Raw genomic sequence first — 15211 nt, 5'->3', positions numbered from 1 at the left:
ATGGAGCCTAAAATTTTTGAAAAACATATTATCGTAAAAAAAGAAGATATTGATTTTAACGGACATGTAAATAACCTGAAGTACCTTGAATGGATGATAAACATAGCTATGGAACATTCTGAGCATGAAGGTTTTGGAGTTGATTATTATAAAAAGCACGGTGTGAGCTGGGTAGCCAGAAAACACTGCATAGAATACAGACTTCCGGCATTTGAGGGAGATGAACTTATATTAAAAACATGGATTGATGAAATTAAAAAATTACTTGTAATTAGAAAATACGAAATTTACAAAAACGATAAACTAATCACATCCGGATTTAGCGAATGGGTTTTTGTAGATTTTAAAACACAAAGACCAAAAAGAATCCCGGAAGATATTATAAAAAGGTTTTATAATGAGTAGTTATATGTATAGAATATTTACAAAAGATAAAATGAGTTTTGAAAAATTAAGAACTTATGCTGTAGATTATGATGAAGAAGGATTTATTTTAACAGTTGCAAATAGTGGTTTTCTTGAAATATGTAAAAATTTAAATGTAAAAATTTTAATTACACCTGTATTGCCATCAGAAGATTGTTTTGTTTTTGAAAATGGTGAAATGAGAAAATGTAGTGATGAAGATTTTTATGAATATGTAGAGAGATTAAAAAAATTTAAAAATATTCAAAGTAATAATGAATAAAGTTTATTTTGTTAAAATTTTTAATTGTTCTAATAATCTAATAAAGTATTTTATTAAAGTTTTATAATTATTTTATTATTTTAAAAACTTAAAAAGTATTTGTAAAATCGTTATTGTTTGAAATTTGTTAAAAAATAGACAATAAAAAGAAAAAAAAATTATTCGAAATTTTTCAAAAACTCCAAAAGCCCTTTGATGATATCTTTTGGTGACGGAGGACATCCCGGGATATAATAATCGATTTTGAAATCATTCCCTTTAATAGCATATGTTTTTTCGAATACTCCAAAATCTCTTATGCAGTCTCCTATAGCAATAATCCATTTTGGACTTGGCATTTGGTTATAGCAGTCAAGTACGTGATGGTACATATTCATAGTCATAACTCCGCTTAATAGCATAATATCCGCGTGTCTCGGACTTGCAACAAAGCGGATTCCAAGTCTCTCAAGATTGTAATACGGATTAGATAAAGCATTGCATTCCGCTTCGCAGGCATTACAGCTTCCGCTGTCAACCATTCTGATGGATAAGCTTCCGGCAAAATGTTTTTTGATTTTATCTTTTATCTGTTTTTTTATTTCTTCAAGTTCCCTGTCAAATTCCAAACTTTCGGTCACTATTCCTGTTTTAATTCTTTTTTCCCAAAATCTTAGCATTTCTATCCTTTACAAATCGTTTCCGGCATAACTTAAATCAAAACTTTTATTAATAAGCGGAAAATCAGCAATAATGTCTTTATATATTGTAGTGTGAAAGGCTTGCCAGTTTATATGTGAAGGGTCGCGTACGTAAAATCTGTCAACTACTCCGTTTTTAATTTTCAGATACATAAAAAGTTCACCAATACTGCTTTCTGTAAAACTCATATATTCCCCGTCTTTAAATCCGTTAAATACTAACTTTTCTTTTTTATCAGTTTTAAAATTTTGAATCATTTCTATTGAGTTCAAAATTTCTTTAATTCTTATTCTGAATCTGTCGGAAACTTCGCCTTTTTCTCCAAGCTGCATTTTATAACCGAATGTTTTATAAAATAAATTGTCTCTAACATCTAGTTTTATTCCGCTAGCTCTTGCGGCCAATCCTACTGCGCCGTATTTTATAGCTTTGTCTTTGCAAAGTGCGCCTGTTGTATTGAATCTGTCCCAAAGACTTGCAATATCTTCAATCCAGTCTTCAAAAAATTCAATTTCATTTTTTAAATAATTCATAAAGTTAATTAATTCTTTATAATCAATTTCAATTTCTTCTTTTATTGCGCCGAATCCAAATCTGTGCCCGGTGATTTTAGCCATGACTCTTTTGGCTTCTTCCGACAATTTACTCATAAATGCTAGAGCCGGCGCAAATCCTGCATCGTTAGGTATATATCTTAGATCAGTTAAGTGATGAATGATTCTTTCGAGCTCAAGCAGGGTATAATATTTTTGTTTAAGTGAATTTGGGATTTCAATTTCACTTGCCTGAGAGAGAATATCCATAAAGGAAATCTGATACGCAATGCTCTCATTTCCGCTTATTCTTTCAATTATTTTTTTAATTTCATGTGGTTTTTTGTTTTCTACCATTTTTTCAATTCCCCGGTATTTGTAATAATGCCTGACTTCTAAGTGAAGAATTTCTTCTCCGGCTTGTGAAAACTGAAAATGACCCGGTTCAATAATTCCAGCGTGTATAGGACCTACCGGTACTATAAAAACGTTGTCCCCTTTAACTTCTTCATATTTATAAGGCTTATAAACGGAAAAATCAATTTCATTTTTATTGAAATCTTTTCTTAAAGGATAGATATGTTTTGGAAACCTTTCGTGTTTTACAAGTGGTCTTTTATCAAATGCTCCTTCGAATTCAATTCCGAATTCATCTTTTATTTTTCTTTCCATCCAGATTGCGGCGGGATATTTGGGCATAAGAGAGTTTATTACAGGATTTGTTTTATTAATATTGTAACGATTAATTTTTTTGTCAAAAACATCTATTATTTCAAAACACTCTTTATTATCAAGTGCAAATCTTGCAATCAGTCTCATTTCATAATCCCTTCAATATAATTAAAACTCTGAGGCAAAAGTAAAAAAGCCGTACTCAAAAATAAAATCAGTAAAGTTAATATTTCGCTTTTATAAACTGTTTTTTCTTTTTTGTCTCCGATATATAACATGTCTTGATAAATATGAATGAATCTGTAAAATACAATACTTAAAAGCAGCAGAATTACAAATACGGTACTAAGCATTAAAAAGAAATAATTTGAATTTTTAGCAATGTCTATCATTGATTTAAATCCGTAAATTTCACTGAAAAACATTGGGCTGGGAGGTAAAGAAACTATTCCTAAAAATATTGCCGCTATTACAAAAGCTACAGATTTATTAATATTTTTTAAGGCTCCTTTAAAAAGATATTTTTTCTTCTGTTCCAGTATCGATGTGCTTAAGAATAAAGCGGGTTTCATTAGTGCATGAGCAGCAAAATGTAAAAGTGCGGCAAAATATCCTCCGCTAATCCAAAATAGAGCAATTAAACTCATATGTTCTATTCCGGAAAGAGAAAAAAGCCTAATAAAATCTTTTGCTCTGTAAATTAGAAAACTTACGAAAAACAGTGTAATTAAAATATAAGAATAACCGATACCTAATAAATGAGAATAATTTATATGTTTTTCTATCAGTGAAAATCTAAAGAATCCCAAAATTATAGCGCTTTCCAATATTCCGCTGAAAAGTGCACCAACCTGGTATATTGAAGCTCTTTCAATATCTGCAAGCCATAAATTCATAGGGAAAAATCCCATTTTAATAAACATACCTATCATTACAAATAAAAATCCAAGTTCAAACAAATAGTTATTGATTTTTTGAGTGTTGTGAATTAAAGAGTAAAAATTCATTGCATAATCGCCAAGCGTATTTTTTGACGAAGCATATATTAAAATAATTCCGAAAAGTATCAAAGATATTGCTATTGTACCGATTATTAAGTACCTCCATGCTTCAATATCCGCTTCTTTTGAAACTTTTACCTTGATCATATATACTGTTGAAAGTGTAGCAAACTCTAAACCTACCCAATAAAGACCTATATTATTAGATGTAATTGAAATGATGATTCCAATCCAAAAAACAGCAAAAAATCTGTAAAATCTTTTTATTGATTTTTCATCAAGTGAGATTCTTTCAGGCAATTGAATCATTGAAATAAATACAGTTACTGCAACAATTGATGAAATTGTCAATACGAAGCTTCCGAGTTTATCTATATAGAAATAATCATTAATAAAAGGATGTGTAACTGCATAAATTACTCCAAAAAAAATTGAAGATGATATTATAGCCATAAATATTCTATTAACTTTTTTAAAATAGCTAAATAAGAAAATTATAATAGGCGGTATAAAAATAAATTCCATTTATTCTCCTTGATATTTGAATAGCAGATTTATAATTAAAATGAACATCATTAAATCAAAAAACACTCCCAGTTCGATAAGAGAAGGCATTCCGTTGGTCGCCACTATTCCAAGTAAAAAAAGAGAGTTTTCTATAAATAAAAAACCTATTATTTTGGCAATCATTTTTTTGTGCTCTATTATTAAAAGAATAGATAAAAATAACGAGCTTATTGAAATGGCTACAAAATTTGGATGAATTGTAAAAGAATTTAGAACTGGTGTTATTAAGTAATATGTGAATACCAGTACGATAGGCACCAGCATTGTTAAATACTGGATTTTTATAACAGAAACTATGTCTCTTGTGATTTTGAATTTTAAGGTTATTTTTTTAAGAGCTAAAGGAATTATCAAGAATTTGATGATAATGGTAATTGTTCCCATTATAATAAGTTCTTCACTTTTGAGGTTTTTTCCTATTATAATGCTAATTAATCCAAGTATTAATGAATTTATTCCATACCAGAAATATAATCTAAAAAGTCTGGTTGTAAAAATTGCGGTTATTAAAACTGCTATAAAAAAACCGATTAATACGTTAATCATGCTATTCTCCTACAACATAATAAATAAAAAGTGATAAAAATCCGAAAATTATTGCAATACCAAGAAGATTTGGAACTTTAAAAAGTCTGAGTTTTGCTGTATTTACTTCTATGAGAGCTACTAATACCGAAACTAAAATTAGCTTTAATATAAATACTAAAACAGCCAAACACCAGCAAAGATTTGTTCCAAAAGGCAAAAACAGACTTACAAACAAAGTTGCAAAAACCGTAAATTTTAAAGCACTTGCAGTTTCGATAAGTGCTAAATCAGCTCCCGTTGCTTCAAGGATCATAGCTTCATGAACCATTGTGAGTTCAAGGTGAGTTTCCGGATTGTCAACGGGAATCCTTCCGTTTTCTGCTATTAAGATAATAAAAAAACTAATACCGGCCAATACAAAACTTGCTGCGTGGTTTATATCAAAATGACTGTTTAAGTTTAAAACAGCTTCCGATATTCCTATACTTTTTCCAATAAGCGAGATACTGAAAATTGTTAAAATCATAGCCGGTTCCACAAGAGATGAGATAAAAGCTTCACGGCTGCTTCCTATTCCTCCAAATGCGCTTGCAGAATCAAGTCCCAAAAGCATTAAAAAAAATGTTGAAAGAGAAAGAAGCCCTGAAATTGTGAAAGCGTCAATGAACGAAATATAAAAACTCCCTTGAAAAATCGGAGGCATTAAAAACACCACTACAATTATGGGAGCCAAAATTGCAAATACGGCAACTCTGCTTATAATGCTCGATTCTTTCGCATATATTAACTCTTTATTGATAAGTTTTGTAAAATCTGCATAAGGCTGAAAAGGACTTACAGGTTTTTTAAATAAAAGATACATTTTTATAGATTTTATCAGTCCTGATAAAAACGGAGCAATAAAAAAGATAAGTGAAACAGTTAATATGTAATTTATCATTTTTTTTCTCCAAAAAGGAATTTATAAAAAACGGACATAACAATAAATTCAAGCAAAATATTTCCCCAGTTGTATTCTTTGTAAAAAACCCTGAAACTAAACAGCGCAAAAATTAAAAGCATAAAAATAAGGCTTGAATATCTGTTTCTTTCAAAATGAGAAAGTTTATATACAAAATAGCTCAGATAATTCAATCCTTTTATTACATTATCGTATAAGCTTTTTTCAAAAAGCGGTTTTATATGAACCTCAAAAAGTGAAGATGAAAATTTTGTTTTATGTCCTGTGACAGTTTGAGTGTGTATATGAATATCAGGACGGTAAAGCCACTCAAAAAATCTTCTTATAGGACCTGCAAAACCGGTTGCAGAATACTGGTTTTTTGGAGTAGTGTTGTATCCGCATGCCCAGGTATGATAAATTCTTATTTTCGGATTTAAATATTTGTAAAATAAATATATGGCAAATACTGAAATAATAAGTCCTGTTAAAATAAATAAAGGTGCAACGGCGCCGTTTGAGTTAAGGGAGTGCATAACCCAGATATTTTGGAAAAGTTTATGATAAATATCAGCAACAGGAAGCGCATAGTTTATGGTTTTTATAAAAAACGGCATAAAAAGCATGAGAGAAATAACAACACAAGCCATTAAAACCTGTCCTGTAAGCATAAATTTATTTACTTCTTCTGCGTGTTTTGCGTTTTCACTTCTTGCAAGTCCCAAAAACGTAATACCAAAGGCCTTTACAAAGCATGCTACGGCGAGTCCGCCCGTAAGTGCCAATGCGAATATTGCAAAAGGGAATGAAAGTTTAAGTACTAGGTTATTTATTCCGCTGGAACTGAGCATACTTTGAAATATCATCCATTCGCTTAAAAAACCGTTTGTCGGAGGAAGTGCAGAAATTGAAACTGCAGCGATAAGAAACATAAATGCGGTTATCGGCATTAATTTTATTAAACCTCCGTAGCTTTCGATATTTTTGGTGTTTGTTGAGTATAATACGCTTCCTGCACTCATAAAAAGAAGAGATTTAAAACTCATATGGTTAAATGTGTGATATACAGCTGCAATAAAAGCGAAAGAACTTAAAAGAGGCATTTTAAGTGTATAAAATATTATTCCGGCTCCAATAGCTATTAAAATAATTCCTATATTTTCTATTGAATGATTTGCTAAAAGCGCTTTTATGTCATGACTGGCTATTGCGTATAAAACTCCTACAAGACTTGATATGGCACCTAGCGCTAAAATAATTACTCCCCATTCAATCTGCCAGTTTGGAATGATAAAAAGAAATCTTAAAAATGCATAAATCGCAATTTTAAGCATAATTCCGCTCATAAGGGCTGATACGGGAGAAGGAGCTGCCGGATGTGCATAAGGAAGCCACACATGAAGAGGCACTGCTCCGGCTTTACTTAAAAAACCGATGGTAATTAGTAAAAATAACAGGGTGGGATATTTAAACTGCATAGCTAAAACACTTAATGTTTGAAAATCCGTAAATAATGAATTTCCTCCGATAATCAAAAAAAACATTAAAATAAATATAAATCCGAAATGTGTCATAAAGAAATAAAATCTTCCGGCTTTTACCGCCTCATCGGTCGGTTCCGTTAGGATTAACTGCCAGCTGCTAAGACTCATCAGTTCCCAAAAAAATAAAAAAGGAAGTATTTCATTAGATAAAACGACTCCGATCATTGAAAATATAAAAGTAAAATAATAAATTAAAAAGTGGGGTTTTCTTTTTATATGCGATAAATAACCCGCAGTATAAAAAAGGTTTGGAATAACCCCTAGCATAATTAAGAATATAAACAACAAAGAAAGCGGATTTAAACTAAACATCAATTTAGCCTTTAAGTAAAATTTAAGGAAAGAAAAACTGACGGAATTATACTGTTTTTTGCTTATAAAATGTTTAAAAATATGGATAGATTTATAATTTTGTTACAAAAATACTCATGAAAGTGCATTTTTATAATTTTTATATATCGGCTCGTCTACATACAGGCCGTCAATGGTAAACGGTCCTTCTTTTTCAAACCTTTCTACTATCATTTTTGCAAACTCCAAATCTTCATCAAATATTTTATTCGCTATTTCGCACTGGGCAGGAGTTATACATCCGACACCCTGTATTCCAAGGTTTTTTTGAAGCAGGCACCATTTTTTGAAACCTTCGAGATCTTTATACTGCTGGTATACGAATCCTATCGGAATGATGTTTTTGTATCTGCACGTAAGTGAAAAATCGCTTAAAATTCTGTGAATTAAAGGATTTTCAAGATTTATAACTGAATGGGAAATTTTAAGTTCGTTTAATAGATCGTATATACCTATATAAAATGTCGTCAGTTTGGGATGAGTCAATTCCTTAATGTTAAAAAACGCTTCTTTTGTTTCGATGGAAGCATGAATTTCTTTGTTTGTGATCATAAATACGTCGTCAATTTCTTCGATACTGTTAACTTTTGGAATTCTAAACGCATTGAAACTGAATTTATCTAAAAATTTAATATCGTCAAGACCTCCTTCGTTTATAGGATTGACTCTTATTACAATTTCTTTCCCGCTGTTTTTTAAGTTGGACAAAAATACGGCTGTCATTATTCTTGCTATTTCTTTTTTTTCTTTCGGGACGCCGTCTTCAAGATTTAGCATTATTACATCTGCCGGAAGAGAGTCTATTTTGTTTAGATGTTTAACCTGATGGCCGCTTACCATAAGAACACTTCTTTTTTTTGTACTGGATAACTGGGAAGAAGATGAATGTTTAATATAGGAGAGGGCTTTTTTGATATTGTTGGTTTTGACAATGTTTTCAAATTCCGAGATGTCTTCGAAGATCATGGTCAGTCCTTTGATTTGAGATATAACAGCAGCGCTTTTATTTCATCGTCGGTGAGATAATCGTACTTAGGCATAATATTCATAAATCTGAGAGGTGATTTAGGGTTTTTGCGAAGTACAGGTTTTATTTTTATCTGATGGAAAAGTGCTTTTTTTAGCTTATCAAATGTTATGTTTTTGATAGGAACCGTTTTAATGATTACTTTTTTATCTTTTGAATTAATGTATGAGGTAATAACTTTGCCTTTTCCTTTTATACCGTGACATTTTGCACAGCTTATTCCTCTTGGGTTGTTGTAGAGCATTTTGCCGTATTCCAGGTTTGTAATGAACCAGTTGTCTCCTTTGGCGTAAAGAAAAACAAACAAAGTGGCAAAAAAGAAGCGAATTAACATTAACTTTCACCTTTTATGTTAAAATTTCAAATATTTCTCATTTTATCAAAAAGGAAAGATAATGACAATTCTTGATGGAAAAAAACTCTCCGAAAAAATAAAAGATAATTTAAAAACAGAAGTTGAAGAGTTGAAAAACAAAGGGATAACTCCCGGACTTGCCGTAATACTTGTAGGTAATGACCCTGCCAGTCATACATATGTAAAAATGAAAAGAAGCGCATGCCAAAAAGTTGGAATTTACAGCGCCGTTCACGAATTTCCGGAAAGTGTAAGCGAAAAAGAATTATTGTCTACTATAAAAAGAATAAACGATAATCCTAATTTGCACGGACTTTTAATTCAGCTGCCGCTGCCAAAACATATAGACACCACAAAAATACTTGAAGCGGTAGATCCGAGCAAAGACGTTGACGGTTTCCATCCTTACAATATGGGAAGACTTGTCGAAGGGCTTGATACTTTTGCTCCTTGTACGCCTTTAGGGGTAATGGAACTTTTTGAAGAATATGACATTGACCTCAAAGGTAAAGACGTTTGTGTAGTGGGTGCGAGCAATATTGTAGGTAAACCAATGTGGGCTCTTCTTTTAAACGCATGGGCTACTGTTGATATCTGCCACATAGAAACAAAAGACTTATCCGCCCATACAAAAAGAGCCGACATAGTAATAGTAGGAGTCGGAAAGCCTAATCTGATTACAGCAGATATGGTAAAAGACGGAGTGATTGTTATAGATATAGGTATTAACAGACTGGATGACAGAAGAATTGTAGGTGATGTTGATTTTGAAAACGTAAGCAAAAAGGCTTCATATATTACTCCCGTACCTGGCGGTGTAGGGCCTATGACAATTGCTATGCTTCTTAAAAATACGGTAAAAGCCGCTAAAAATTTTGCGAAAGAGGTTAAATGAAAGAGAAACTGAAAAAACTGTATAACTGGTCGAATACATGGACCGGCACTATTGTTATTGTTTTACTTATTATTTTCTTTTTGGCTCAGGCTTTTGTAATTCCGAGCGGCAGTATGAAAAGAACGCTAATGCCGGGAGACGCGCTTTTTGCCAAAAAATTTGCATACGGAGTTCCAATTCCTCATATTCCCTGGTTAGAGATACCGCTGCTTCCGGATTTCAGGGGTGACGGGCATCTAATCGACGGTCCGAGACCAAAAAGAGGAGATATAGTTATATTCAGATACCCTGTAAATCCTAAACTTCACTTTGTTAAAAGATGCGTGGCCGTAGGCGGCGACAAATTGATGGTTAGGAATAAAAATCTGTATTTAAGAGTTGAAAACAATGATGAAAAAACAGTTGCTTTCGCTAAAAAAATGAAAGCGAAAGTAGTTGTTATTAACGGTGAAAAATGGGCTCTTAATCCGTATATGAAAATGCATCCCGGTATTCATCACGATCCTAAAGTGGATTTTCCTGAAGAAGTTATTAATTACGGACCTGTAATAGTGCCTAAAGACAATTATTTTATGATGGGTGACAATAGAGACCACAGTGACGACAGCAGATTCTGGGGACCGGTGCCGTATAAACTGATAGTAGGGAAGCCTTGGTTTATCTATATGAGCTGGGTAATGCAAAAACCGGGAGAGGACGAAGCTGAAAACTGTCCAAACTATACAATCAGATGGAACAGAATAGGTAAAACGATAAATGAAATTGAAAATGAACTCAGAGAAGGTAAAAAGCCGTATCTGACAGCCGGCTGTAATCCTAATGCAGATTAATTAAAGGATTTATGTGGAATTTTATATTATTAAATACACGGCTCTGGCTTTTGCTTTTGTTATTGCGATAGTCGGCCATGAAATAATGCATGGACTAGTAGCCAAACATTACGGCGATCTTACTGCCACACAAGAAGGCAGACTTAGCATCAATCCCTTAAAACACATAGACCCTTTTGGAAGTATTGTTTTTCCATTGATTTTGTTTATTTCTCAAAAGCTTGCAGGTGTTGCCGATCCGATAGTTTTCGGATGGGCTAAGCCTGTGCCTGTAAATATATTTACCGTTGTAAACAGAGGTGGTTATATCGGAGCGTTTAATGTTTCCGTCGCAGGAGTTGTTTATAATTTTGCTTTAGCCGTTATTGCTTCAAGTGTTATCGGTTTGGTAGGTGAGCCAAGCGGTTTGATTAGTCTGTTTTTATATATGTTTTTGATGTATACTGTACTTATAAACGTTATATTGGCTGTGTTTAACCTGTTTCCGATTCCTCCTCTTGACGGTGCTAATGCGCTTAAGTATCTGTCTTTAGAGTTTAAATGGTATAAGGTTGTGCAGTTTTATAATAAAATAGAACCGTACGGTATGATTATATTAATGATTATACTGTTTACACCGTTGAGTAATTATTTTTTTTATCCGGCTGAGGTTTTGATTAAGATATTATTATGAATAAACTTACGGAATTACCTAAAGAAAAGCTCGTTGAAATTATTGAAAAACTGTATGTTAATTTAATTAAAGATCCTAAATACGATATTTATTCAAAAGCTTTTTTTATTGAATATTTAAAACAGAGTCTCGAAATATACAAAAGATACAAAAATATAAAAATCAATCTTCTTTTATTTGCATTTAAAGCAGATAAAATCGATGTACTTAAAAAAAACATAAGAAAAAGCGATTTGCTGGCAAAATATGACAATGCTTTTGTAATATTACTTTTTGAAACCGGGGAATTAGGTATGTATAAAGTAAGGCAGAAGCTGGAAAATATTTTAAATGAAAAGGGTGTTTCTGTCAATATAACGGTAACTGAAAATATTGAAGAGATAATAGAAGAGATAGAAAGTAAAATTAAGATTTATTAAACCAGCTTTTTACTTTATCTATAGCTTCTTCCAGCAGGCTTTTATGTTCTTTAATTTCTCCTCCGAAACTTTTATGAAGTTTTTCAAGCAGTTCTTTTTGTTCATCGGACAGTTTTTTAGGATAAACGATTTTTAATATTGCTATCAGATCGCCTTTATATCCCGTATTCGGATCCGCAATACCTTCTCCTCTGAAAACGATTTTTGTATTGTCTTTTGTGTGAGGTTTGATTTCTATCTCTTTTTCTCCGCTTAAAGTTGGTATTTTTACGCTGTCTCCGAGAATTGCGCTTGTAAAAAATATTGGGACTTCAACGATAAGATTATTGCCTTTTCTTTTGAAAATTTTTGATTCTTTAACATTGAAAATCAGATATAAATCGCCTCTGTATCCACTTATATCCTGGTTTCCGTGGCCTTTTATTCTCATTCTCATACCGGTATCGATTCCGGCGGGAATGTCAACTTTTACTTTTTCTTTTTCTACAATATAACCTTTGCCACGGCATTCGTTACATACCTTTTTGGCAATAAAACCTCTGCCGTTACACTGAGGACATGTTTGGGAAATTCTCATAAATCCGTTGCCCATGATTATACTTCCTCTTCCGTGGCAGCTAGGGCATGTTTCTTTCTCTTCCGCTCCTGTTCCGTGACATTTCGGACATAATTTAAAATAACTAATTTCTATTTCTTTGCTTATCCCGTAAACCGCTTCTTCAAATTCTAATGTTACTTCAACGGCTTTGTCTATGTCGTAAGGCATCTGTACTTCGGCTCTTCCCCCGCCGAATCCTCCTCCGAATATATCGTTAAACATATCGAAGATGTCACCGAAATCAAAATCTGTTTTGAATCCCTGTCCTTCAAGACCTTCTTTTCCGTATTTGTCGTAAATGGCTCTTTTTTCATCATCGCTCAAAATCTGATAAGCCTCGTTTATTTTTTTAAACATCTCTTCGGCTTCTTTGTCGCCCGGATTTTTGTCAGGATGGTATTTCATAGCCAGTTTTCGGTATGCTTTTTTTATTTCTACTTTTGTAGCAGTTCTTTCAACACCTAATATTTCATAATAATCCAACTGCCCCTCCTAAATTTTTTGTGGAATTATAACAACTTTAGTGGGTAAGTTGTGAAGCGGTTAAGTTGTGAATCTGTAAAAAGTTTTATAATTGTCTAAATTCCTTAACCACTTATCTACTTACCCACTTAACAACTTCCCAACTTAATATATGGTATAATTTCTTTAAAAAAAGGTACATTATGGCATATGAAATTGATAAAAATCAATTAAACGAAGTGCTTGAGAAACATAAATTATCTTGGGAAGATTATGAACATATTAAAAAAATTTTAGGAAGAGAACCTAATTTTGTTGAACTTGGTGTATTTAGTGCGATGTGGAGCGAACACTGCTCATATAAATCAAGTAAAGTATATCTAAAAGGATTTCCTACTGAAGCGCCTTGGGTTATTCAGGGGCCCGGAGAAAATGCAGGGGTTATTGATATAGGCGGTAATATGGCGGCTGTATTTAAAATGGAATCTCACAACCATCCATCTTTTATTGAACCTTATCAGGGAGCGGCTACGGGAGTAGGGGGAATACTTAGAGATATTTTTACAATGGGAGCAAGACCTGTTGCAAACCTTAATGCAATCAGATTTGCCCATATTAAAGGCAACGACGAGACTGCCAAACTTCACAGGCATCTGCTTCACGGTGTAGTTGCAGGAATTGCCGGGTACGGAAACTGTATAGGCGTTCCTACGATCGGAGGAGAGACTGCGTTTGAAGAGTGTTATAAAGGTAATATTTTAGTTAACGCATTTTCACTCGGAATTTGTCCTCAGGATGAAATATTTTACGCAAAAGCCGAAGGTATCGGAAATCCTGTAATTTACGTAGGGTCTAAAACAGGAAGAGACGGACTTGGCGGTGCCGTAATGAGCTCTGACAGCTTTAAAGAAGGCGACGAAGATCAAAGACCTACAGTTCAGGTAGGGGATCCTTTTACTGAAAAACTTTTAATGGAAGCCTGTTTGGAACTTTTCAAAACCGATTATATAGTGGGTATTCAGGATATGGGTGCTGCGGGACTTACATCTTCAAGTTTTGAAATGGCGGGTAAAAGCGGAAGCGGACTTGTAATGCACCTTGACAAAGTTCCGATGAGAGAAGAGGGCATGAATCCTTATGAGCTTATGCTAAGCGAAAGCCAAGAAAGAATGCTTATCTGTGCCAAAAAAGGGTATGAGGACAAAGTTATCGAAATATTTAAAAAATACGACCTTGATGCCGAGGTTATCGGTGAAGTTACCGACACCGGAAGAGTTGAACTGTTCTGGCACGGAGAGAAAGTGGCGGATATTCCTGTAGATCCTATTACGGAAGAAGCACCTGAGCTTGTTAGACCCGTAAAAGAGCCAGAATACCTTAAAGAAATCAAAAACGTTGAAATTCCTGAAGTAGATCCGCAAACTGCGTTTGAAAAACTTATTAGTGAAAGCGAAGTGGTTGACAAAGCGTGGATTTACGAGCAGTATGACTCAATGGTACAGACAAATACCGTAGATACAAAAAGAGCCGACGGAAGCGTAATTAGAGTCAAAGAAAACGGTAGATTTTTAGGAATGGCGTGTGACTGTAACGCAAGATTTAATTATATCGATCCTAAAAAGGGAGCAGCAGCTGCAGTAATGGAAGCCGGAAGAAACGTAGCCGTTAAAAAAATAAAGCCTTTAGCGATTACTGACTGTCTGAATTACGGAAACCCTCTAAATCCTGAAATTATGTGGCAGTTTAAAATGGGATGCGAAGGTATCAAAGAAGCATGCCGTGAACTCAATACTCCTGTTGTAAGCGGTAACGTATCACTTTATAATGAAAATGAAGGGGAGGGTGTATATCCTACTCCTGAAATTGCAATGGTCGGTGCGGGCGACGATTACAGAACGACTGACCTTAAAAATGAAGGCAACAGCGTTTATATTTTAGGTGAAACAAAACCTGAGTTTGGCGGAAGTCTTTATCTTAAAGTTTTCGGAGATAAAGTTGCAGGAGTTCATCCTGAGGTTGATTTTGAAAAAGAACTTAAACTTTGGGACGTACTGCAAAGCGATCTGATTGAAAGCGCAAAAGATATTTCTACCGGTGGAGCGGCAATTGCTGCATATAAATGGGCGTGTGTAAGCGATAAAGGGCTTGATTTGAATATCAGCGTGAATTCTCCTAAAGATATATTTGCCGAATCTTTAAGCAGGGCTTTTGTGGAAGTTAAACCCGAAAACGAAGCCGAGTTTGAAAAACTCTGCAGTGATAAGGGCATTTATTTTGAAAAAGTAGGAAAAGTCGGCGGAGATAAAATTAAAATTAATGATGTCGAAGTTTCTCTTGAAAAAGCTAAAGATATATACTTCAATACTTTCCCTAAAATTCTTAAAAACGAAATAATTTAATAAATTCCGGCTTTTTGCTTCTTTTTTGATTTTCGATTATTGAATTTA

The 15211-nt window shown here is 33.5% G+C and carries 16 protein-coding genes; 7 read left to right on the top strand and 9 right to left on the bottom strand.

What is annotated here, in order from left to right; all coding sequences use genetic code 11:
- Together ACZ5EP_RS03765 and ACZ5EP_RS03760 are read left to right on the top strand one after the other, a co-directional pair.
- Window positions 1-405, top strand: coding sequence for an acyl-CoA thioesterase (locus ACZ5EP_RS03765; RefSeq protein ID WP_464509504.1), 405 nt, complete (start codon window positions 1-3; stop codon window positions 403-405).
- The gene (locus ACZ5EP_RS03760) at window positions 398-688 is read left to right on the top strand and encodes a hypothetical protein (protein WP_464509503.1); all 291 of its coding nucleotides are present in this window, start codon (window positions 398-400) and stop codon (window positions 686-688) included. Before ACZ5EP_RS03765 ends, ACZ5EP_RS03760 begins: the two co-directional genes overlap by 8 nt.
- A gap of 158 nt (window positions 689-846) precedes the next feature.
- Here the strand turns inward: ACZ5EP_RS03760 and ACZ5EP_RS03755 are convergent, their stop codons facing one another.
- The 8 genes from ACZ5EP_RS03755 to ACZ5EP_RS03720 form a co-directional block, all read right to left on the bottom strand.
- Window positions 847-1347, bottom strand: coding sequence for an NADH-quinone oxidoreductase subunit B family protein (locus tag ACZ5EP_RS03755; RefSeq protein WP_464509502.1), 501 nt, complete (start codon window positions 1345-1347; stop codon window positions 847-849).
- A gap of 9 nt (window positions 1348-1356) precedes the next feature.
- Window positions 1357-2721 (bottom strand): hydrogenase large subunit, encoded by a 1365-nt coding sequence (locus ACZ5EP_RS03750; RefSeq protein WP_464509501.1) that lies wholly within the window; start codon window positions 2719-2721, stop codon window positions 1357-1359.
- Window positions 2718-4100: a proton-conducting transporter transmembrane domain-containing protein gene (locus ACZ5EP_RS03745; protein ID WP_464509500.1), complete on the bottom strand. Its 1383-nt coding sequence runs from the start codon at window positions 4098-4100 to the stop codon at window positions 2718-2720. The genes ACZ5EP_RS03750 and ACZ5EP_RS03745 overlap by 4 nt, the downstream gene beginning before the upstream one ends.
- Entirely contained in the window at window positions 4101-4688 is a 588-nt protein-coding gene (locus tag ACZ5EP_RS03740; protein ID WP_464509499.1) for a hydrogenase, read from the bottom strand.
- Window position 4689: 1 nt separating this feature from the next.
- Window positions 4690-5610 (bottom strand): respiratory chain complex I subunit 1 family protein, encoded by a 921-nt coding sequence (locus ACZ5EP_RS03735; RefSeq protein ID WP_464509498.1) that lies wholly within the window; start codon window positions 5608-5610, stop codon window positions 4690-4692.
- Complete coding sequence (locus ACZ5EP_RS03730; RefSeq protein ID WP_464509497.1) at window positions 5607-7466, bottom strand: proton-conducting transporter transmembrane domain-containing protein; 1860 nt, start codon at window positions 7464-7466, stop codon at window positions 5607-5609. The genes ACZ5EP_RS03735 and ACZ5EP_RS03730 overlap by 4 nt, the downstream gene beginning before the upstream one ends.
- A 114-nt stretch (window positions 7467-7580) precedes the next feature.
- Entirely contained in the window at window positions 7581-8471 is an 891-nt protein-coding gene (locus tag ACZ5EP_RS03725) for an HpcH/HpaI aldolase/citrate lyase family protein (RefSeq protein ID WP_464509496.1), read from the bottom strand.
- A 2-nt stretch (window positions 8472-8473) separates the two neighbouring features.
- The gene (locus ACZ5EP_RS03720; protein ID WP_464509495.1) at window positions 8474-8866 is read right to left on the bottom strand and encodes a c-type cytochrome; all 393 of its coding nucleotides are present in this window, start codon (window positions 8864-8866) and stop codon (window positions 8474-8476) included.
- A gap of 61 nt (window positions 8867-8927) precedes the next feature.
- Between ACZ5EP_RS03720 and folD the strand changes: the two genes are divergently transcribed.
- Genes folD through ACZ5EP_RS03700 form a run of 4 tightly spaced genes read left to right on the top strand, consistent with a single transcriptional unit; the run spans window position 8928 to window position 11704 of the window.
- Complete coding sequence (folD, locus tag ACZ5EP_RS03715) at window positions 8928-9782, top strand: bifunctional methylenetetrahydrofolate dehydrogenase/methenyltetrahydrofolate cyclohydrolase FolD (protein ID WP_464509494.1); 855 nt, start codon at window positions 8928-8930, stop codon at window positions 9780-9782.
- Window positions 9779-10612 carry a signal peptidase I gene (lepB, locus tag ACZ5EP_RS03710; RefSeq protein ID WP_464509493.1) on the top strand — a complete coding sequence of 278 codons (834 nt, stop codon included), beginning with the start codon at window positions 9779-9781 and terminating at the stop codon, window positions 10610-10612. The genes folD and lepB overlap by 4 nt, the downstream gene beginning before the upstream one ends.
- A 13-nt stretch (window positions 10613-10625) precedes the next feature.
- Window positions 10626-11285 carry a site-2 protease family protein gene (locus tag ACZ5EP_RS03705; protein WP_464509492.1) on the top strand — a complete coding sequence of 220 codons (660 nt, stop codon included), beginning with the start codon at window positions 10626-10628 and terminating at the stop codon, window positions 11283-11285.
- Window positions 11282-11704, top strand: a complete 423-nt coding sequence (locus ACZ5EP_RS03700; RefSeq protein ID WP_464509491.1) for a nucleotidyl cyclase domain-containing protein — start codon at window positions 11282-11284, stop codon at window positions 11702-11704. The genes ACZ5EP_RS03705 and ACZ5EP_RS03700 overlap by 4 nt, the downstream gene beginning before the upstream one ends.
- Here the strand turns inward: ACZ5EP_RS03700 and dnaJ are convergent.
- On the bottom strand, window positions 11691-12785 hold the full coding sequence (dnaJ, locus tag ACZ5EP_RS03695) for a molecular chaperone DnaJ (protein ID WP_464509490.1): 1095 nt from the start codon (window positions 12783-12785) through the stop codon (window positions 11691-11693). The two genes, ACZ5EP_RS03700 and dnaJ, sit on opposite strands and share 14 nt — an antisense overlap.
- Window positions 12786-12967: 182 nt before the next feature.
- Between dnaJ and purL the strand changes: the two genes are divergently transcribed.
- Window positions 12968-15163 (top strand): phosphoribosylformylglycinamidine synthase subunit PurL, encoded by a 2196-nt coding sequence (purL, locus tag ACZ5EP_RS03690; protein WP_464509488.1) that lies wholly within the window; start codon window positions 12968-12970, stop codon window positions 15161-15163.
- Window positions 15164-15211: the final 48 nt, after the last annotated feature.

The organism is Nautilia abyssi (genome assembly GCF_055388085.1).
Note: the sequence above shows the minus strand (reverse complement) of the source record. Positions and strands in the feature narration are given on the sequence as shown.

Excerpts from the sequence above, each read along its gene's own strand:
- ACZ5EP_RS03765 (WP_464509504.1), top strand. The coding sequence starts at position 1 with ATGGAGCCTAAAATTTTTGAAAAACATATTATCGTAAAAAAAGAAGAT.
- purL (WP_464509488.1), top strand. The coding sequence starts at position 12,968 with ATGGCATATGAAATTGATAAAAATCAATTAAACGAAGTGCTTGAGAAA.
- folD (WP_464509494.1), top strand. The coding sequence starts at position 8,928 with ATGACAATTCTTGATGGAAAAAAACTCTCCGAAAAAATAAAAGATAAT.
- ACZ5EP_RS03750 (WP_464509501.1), bottom strand. The coding sequence starts at position 2,721 with ATGAGACTGATTGCAAGATTTGCACTTGATAATAAAGAGTGTTTTGAA.
- ACZ5EP_RS03725 (WP_464509496.1), bottom strand. The coding sequence starts at position 8,471 with ATGATCTTCGAAGACATCTCGGAATTTGAAAACATTGTCAAAACCAAC.
- ACZ5EP_RS03720 (WP_464509495.1), bottom strand. The coding sequence starts at position 8,866 with ATGTTAATTCGCTTCTTTTTTGCCACTTTGTTTGTTTTTCTTTACGCC.
- ACZ5EP_RS03730 (WP_464509497.1), bottom strand. The coding sequence starts at position 7,466 with ATGTTTAGTTTAAATCCGCTTTCTTTGTTGTTTATATTCTTAATTATG.
- ACZ5EP_RS03755 (WP_464509502.1), bottom strand. The coding sequence starts at position 1,347 with ATGCTAAGATTTTGGGAAAAAAGAATTAAAACAGGAATAGTGACCGAA.
- ACZ5EP_RS03760 (WP_464509503.1), top strand. The coding sequence starts at position 398 with ATGAGTAGTTATATGTATAGAATATTTACAAAAGATAAAATGAGTTTT.
- ACZ5EP_RS03700 (WP_464509491.1), top strand. The coding sequence starts at position 11,282 with ATGAATAAACTTACGGAATTACCTAAAGAAAAGCTCGTTGAAATTATT.
- ACZ5EP_RS03735 (WP_464509498.1), bottom strand. The coding sequence starts at position 5,610 with ATGATAAATTACATATTAACTGTTTCACTTATCTTTTTTATTGCTCCG.
- lepB (WP_464509493.1), top strand. The coding sequence starts at position 9,779 with ATGAAAGAGAAACTGAAAAAACTGTATAACTGGTCGAATACATGGACC.
- ACZ5EP_RS03740 (WP_464509499.1), bottom strand. The coding sequence starts at position 4,688 with ATGATTAACGTATTAATCGGTTTTTTTATAGCAGTTTTAATAACCGCA.
- ACZ5EP_RS03745 (WP_464509500.1), bottom strand. The coding sequence starts at position 4,100 with ATGGAATTTATTTTTATACCGCCTATTATAATTTTCTTATTTAGCTAT.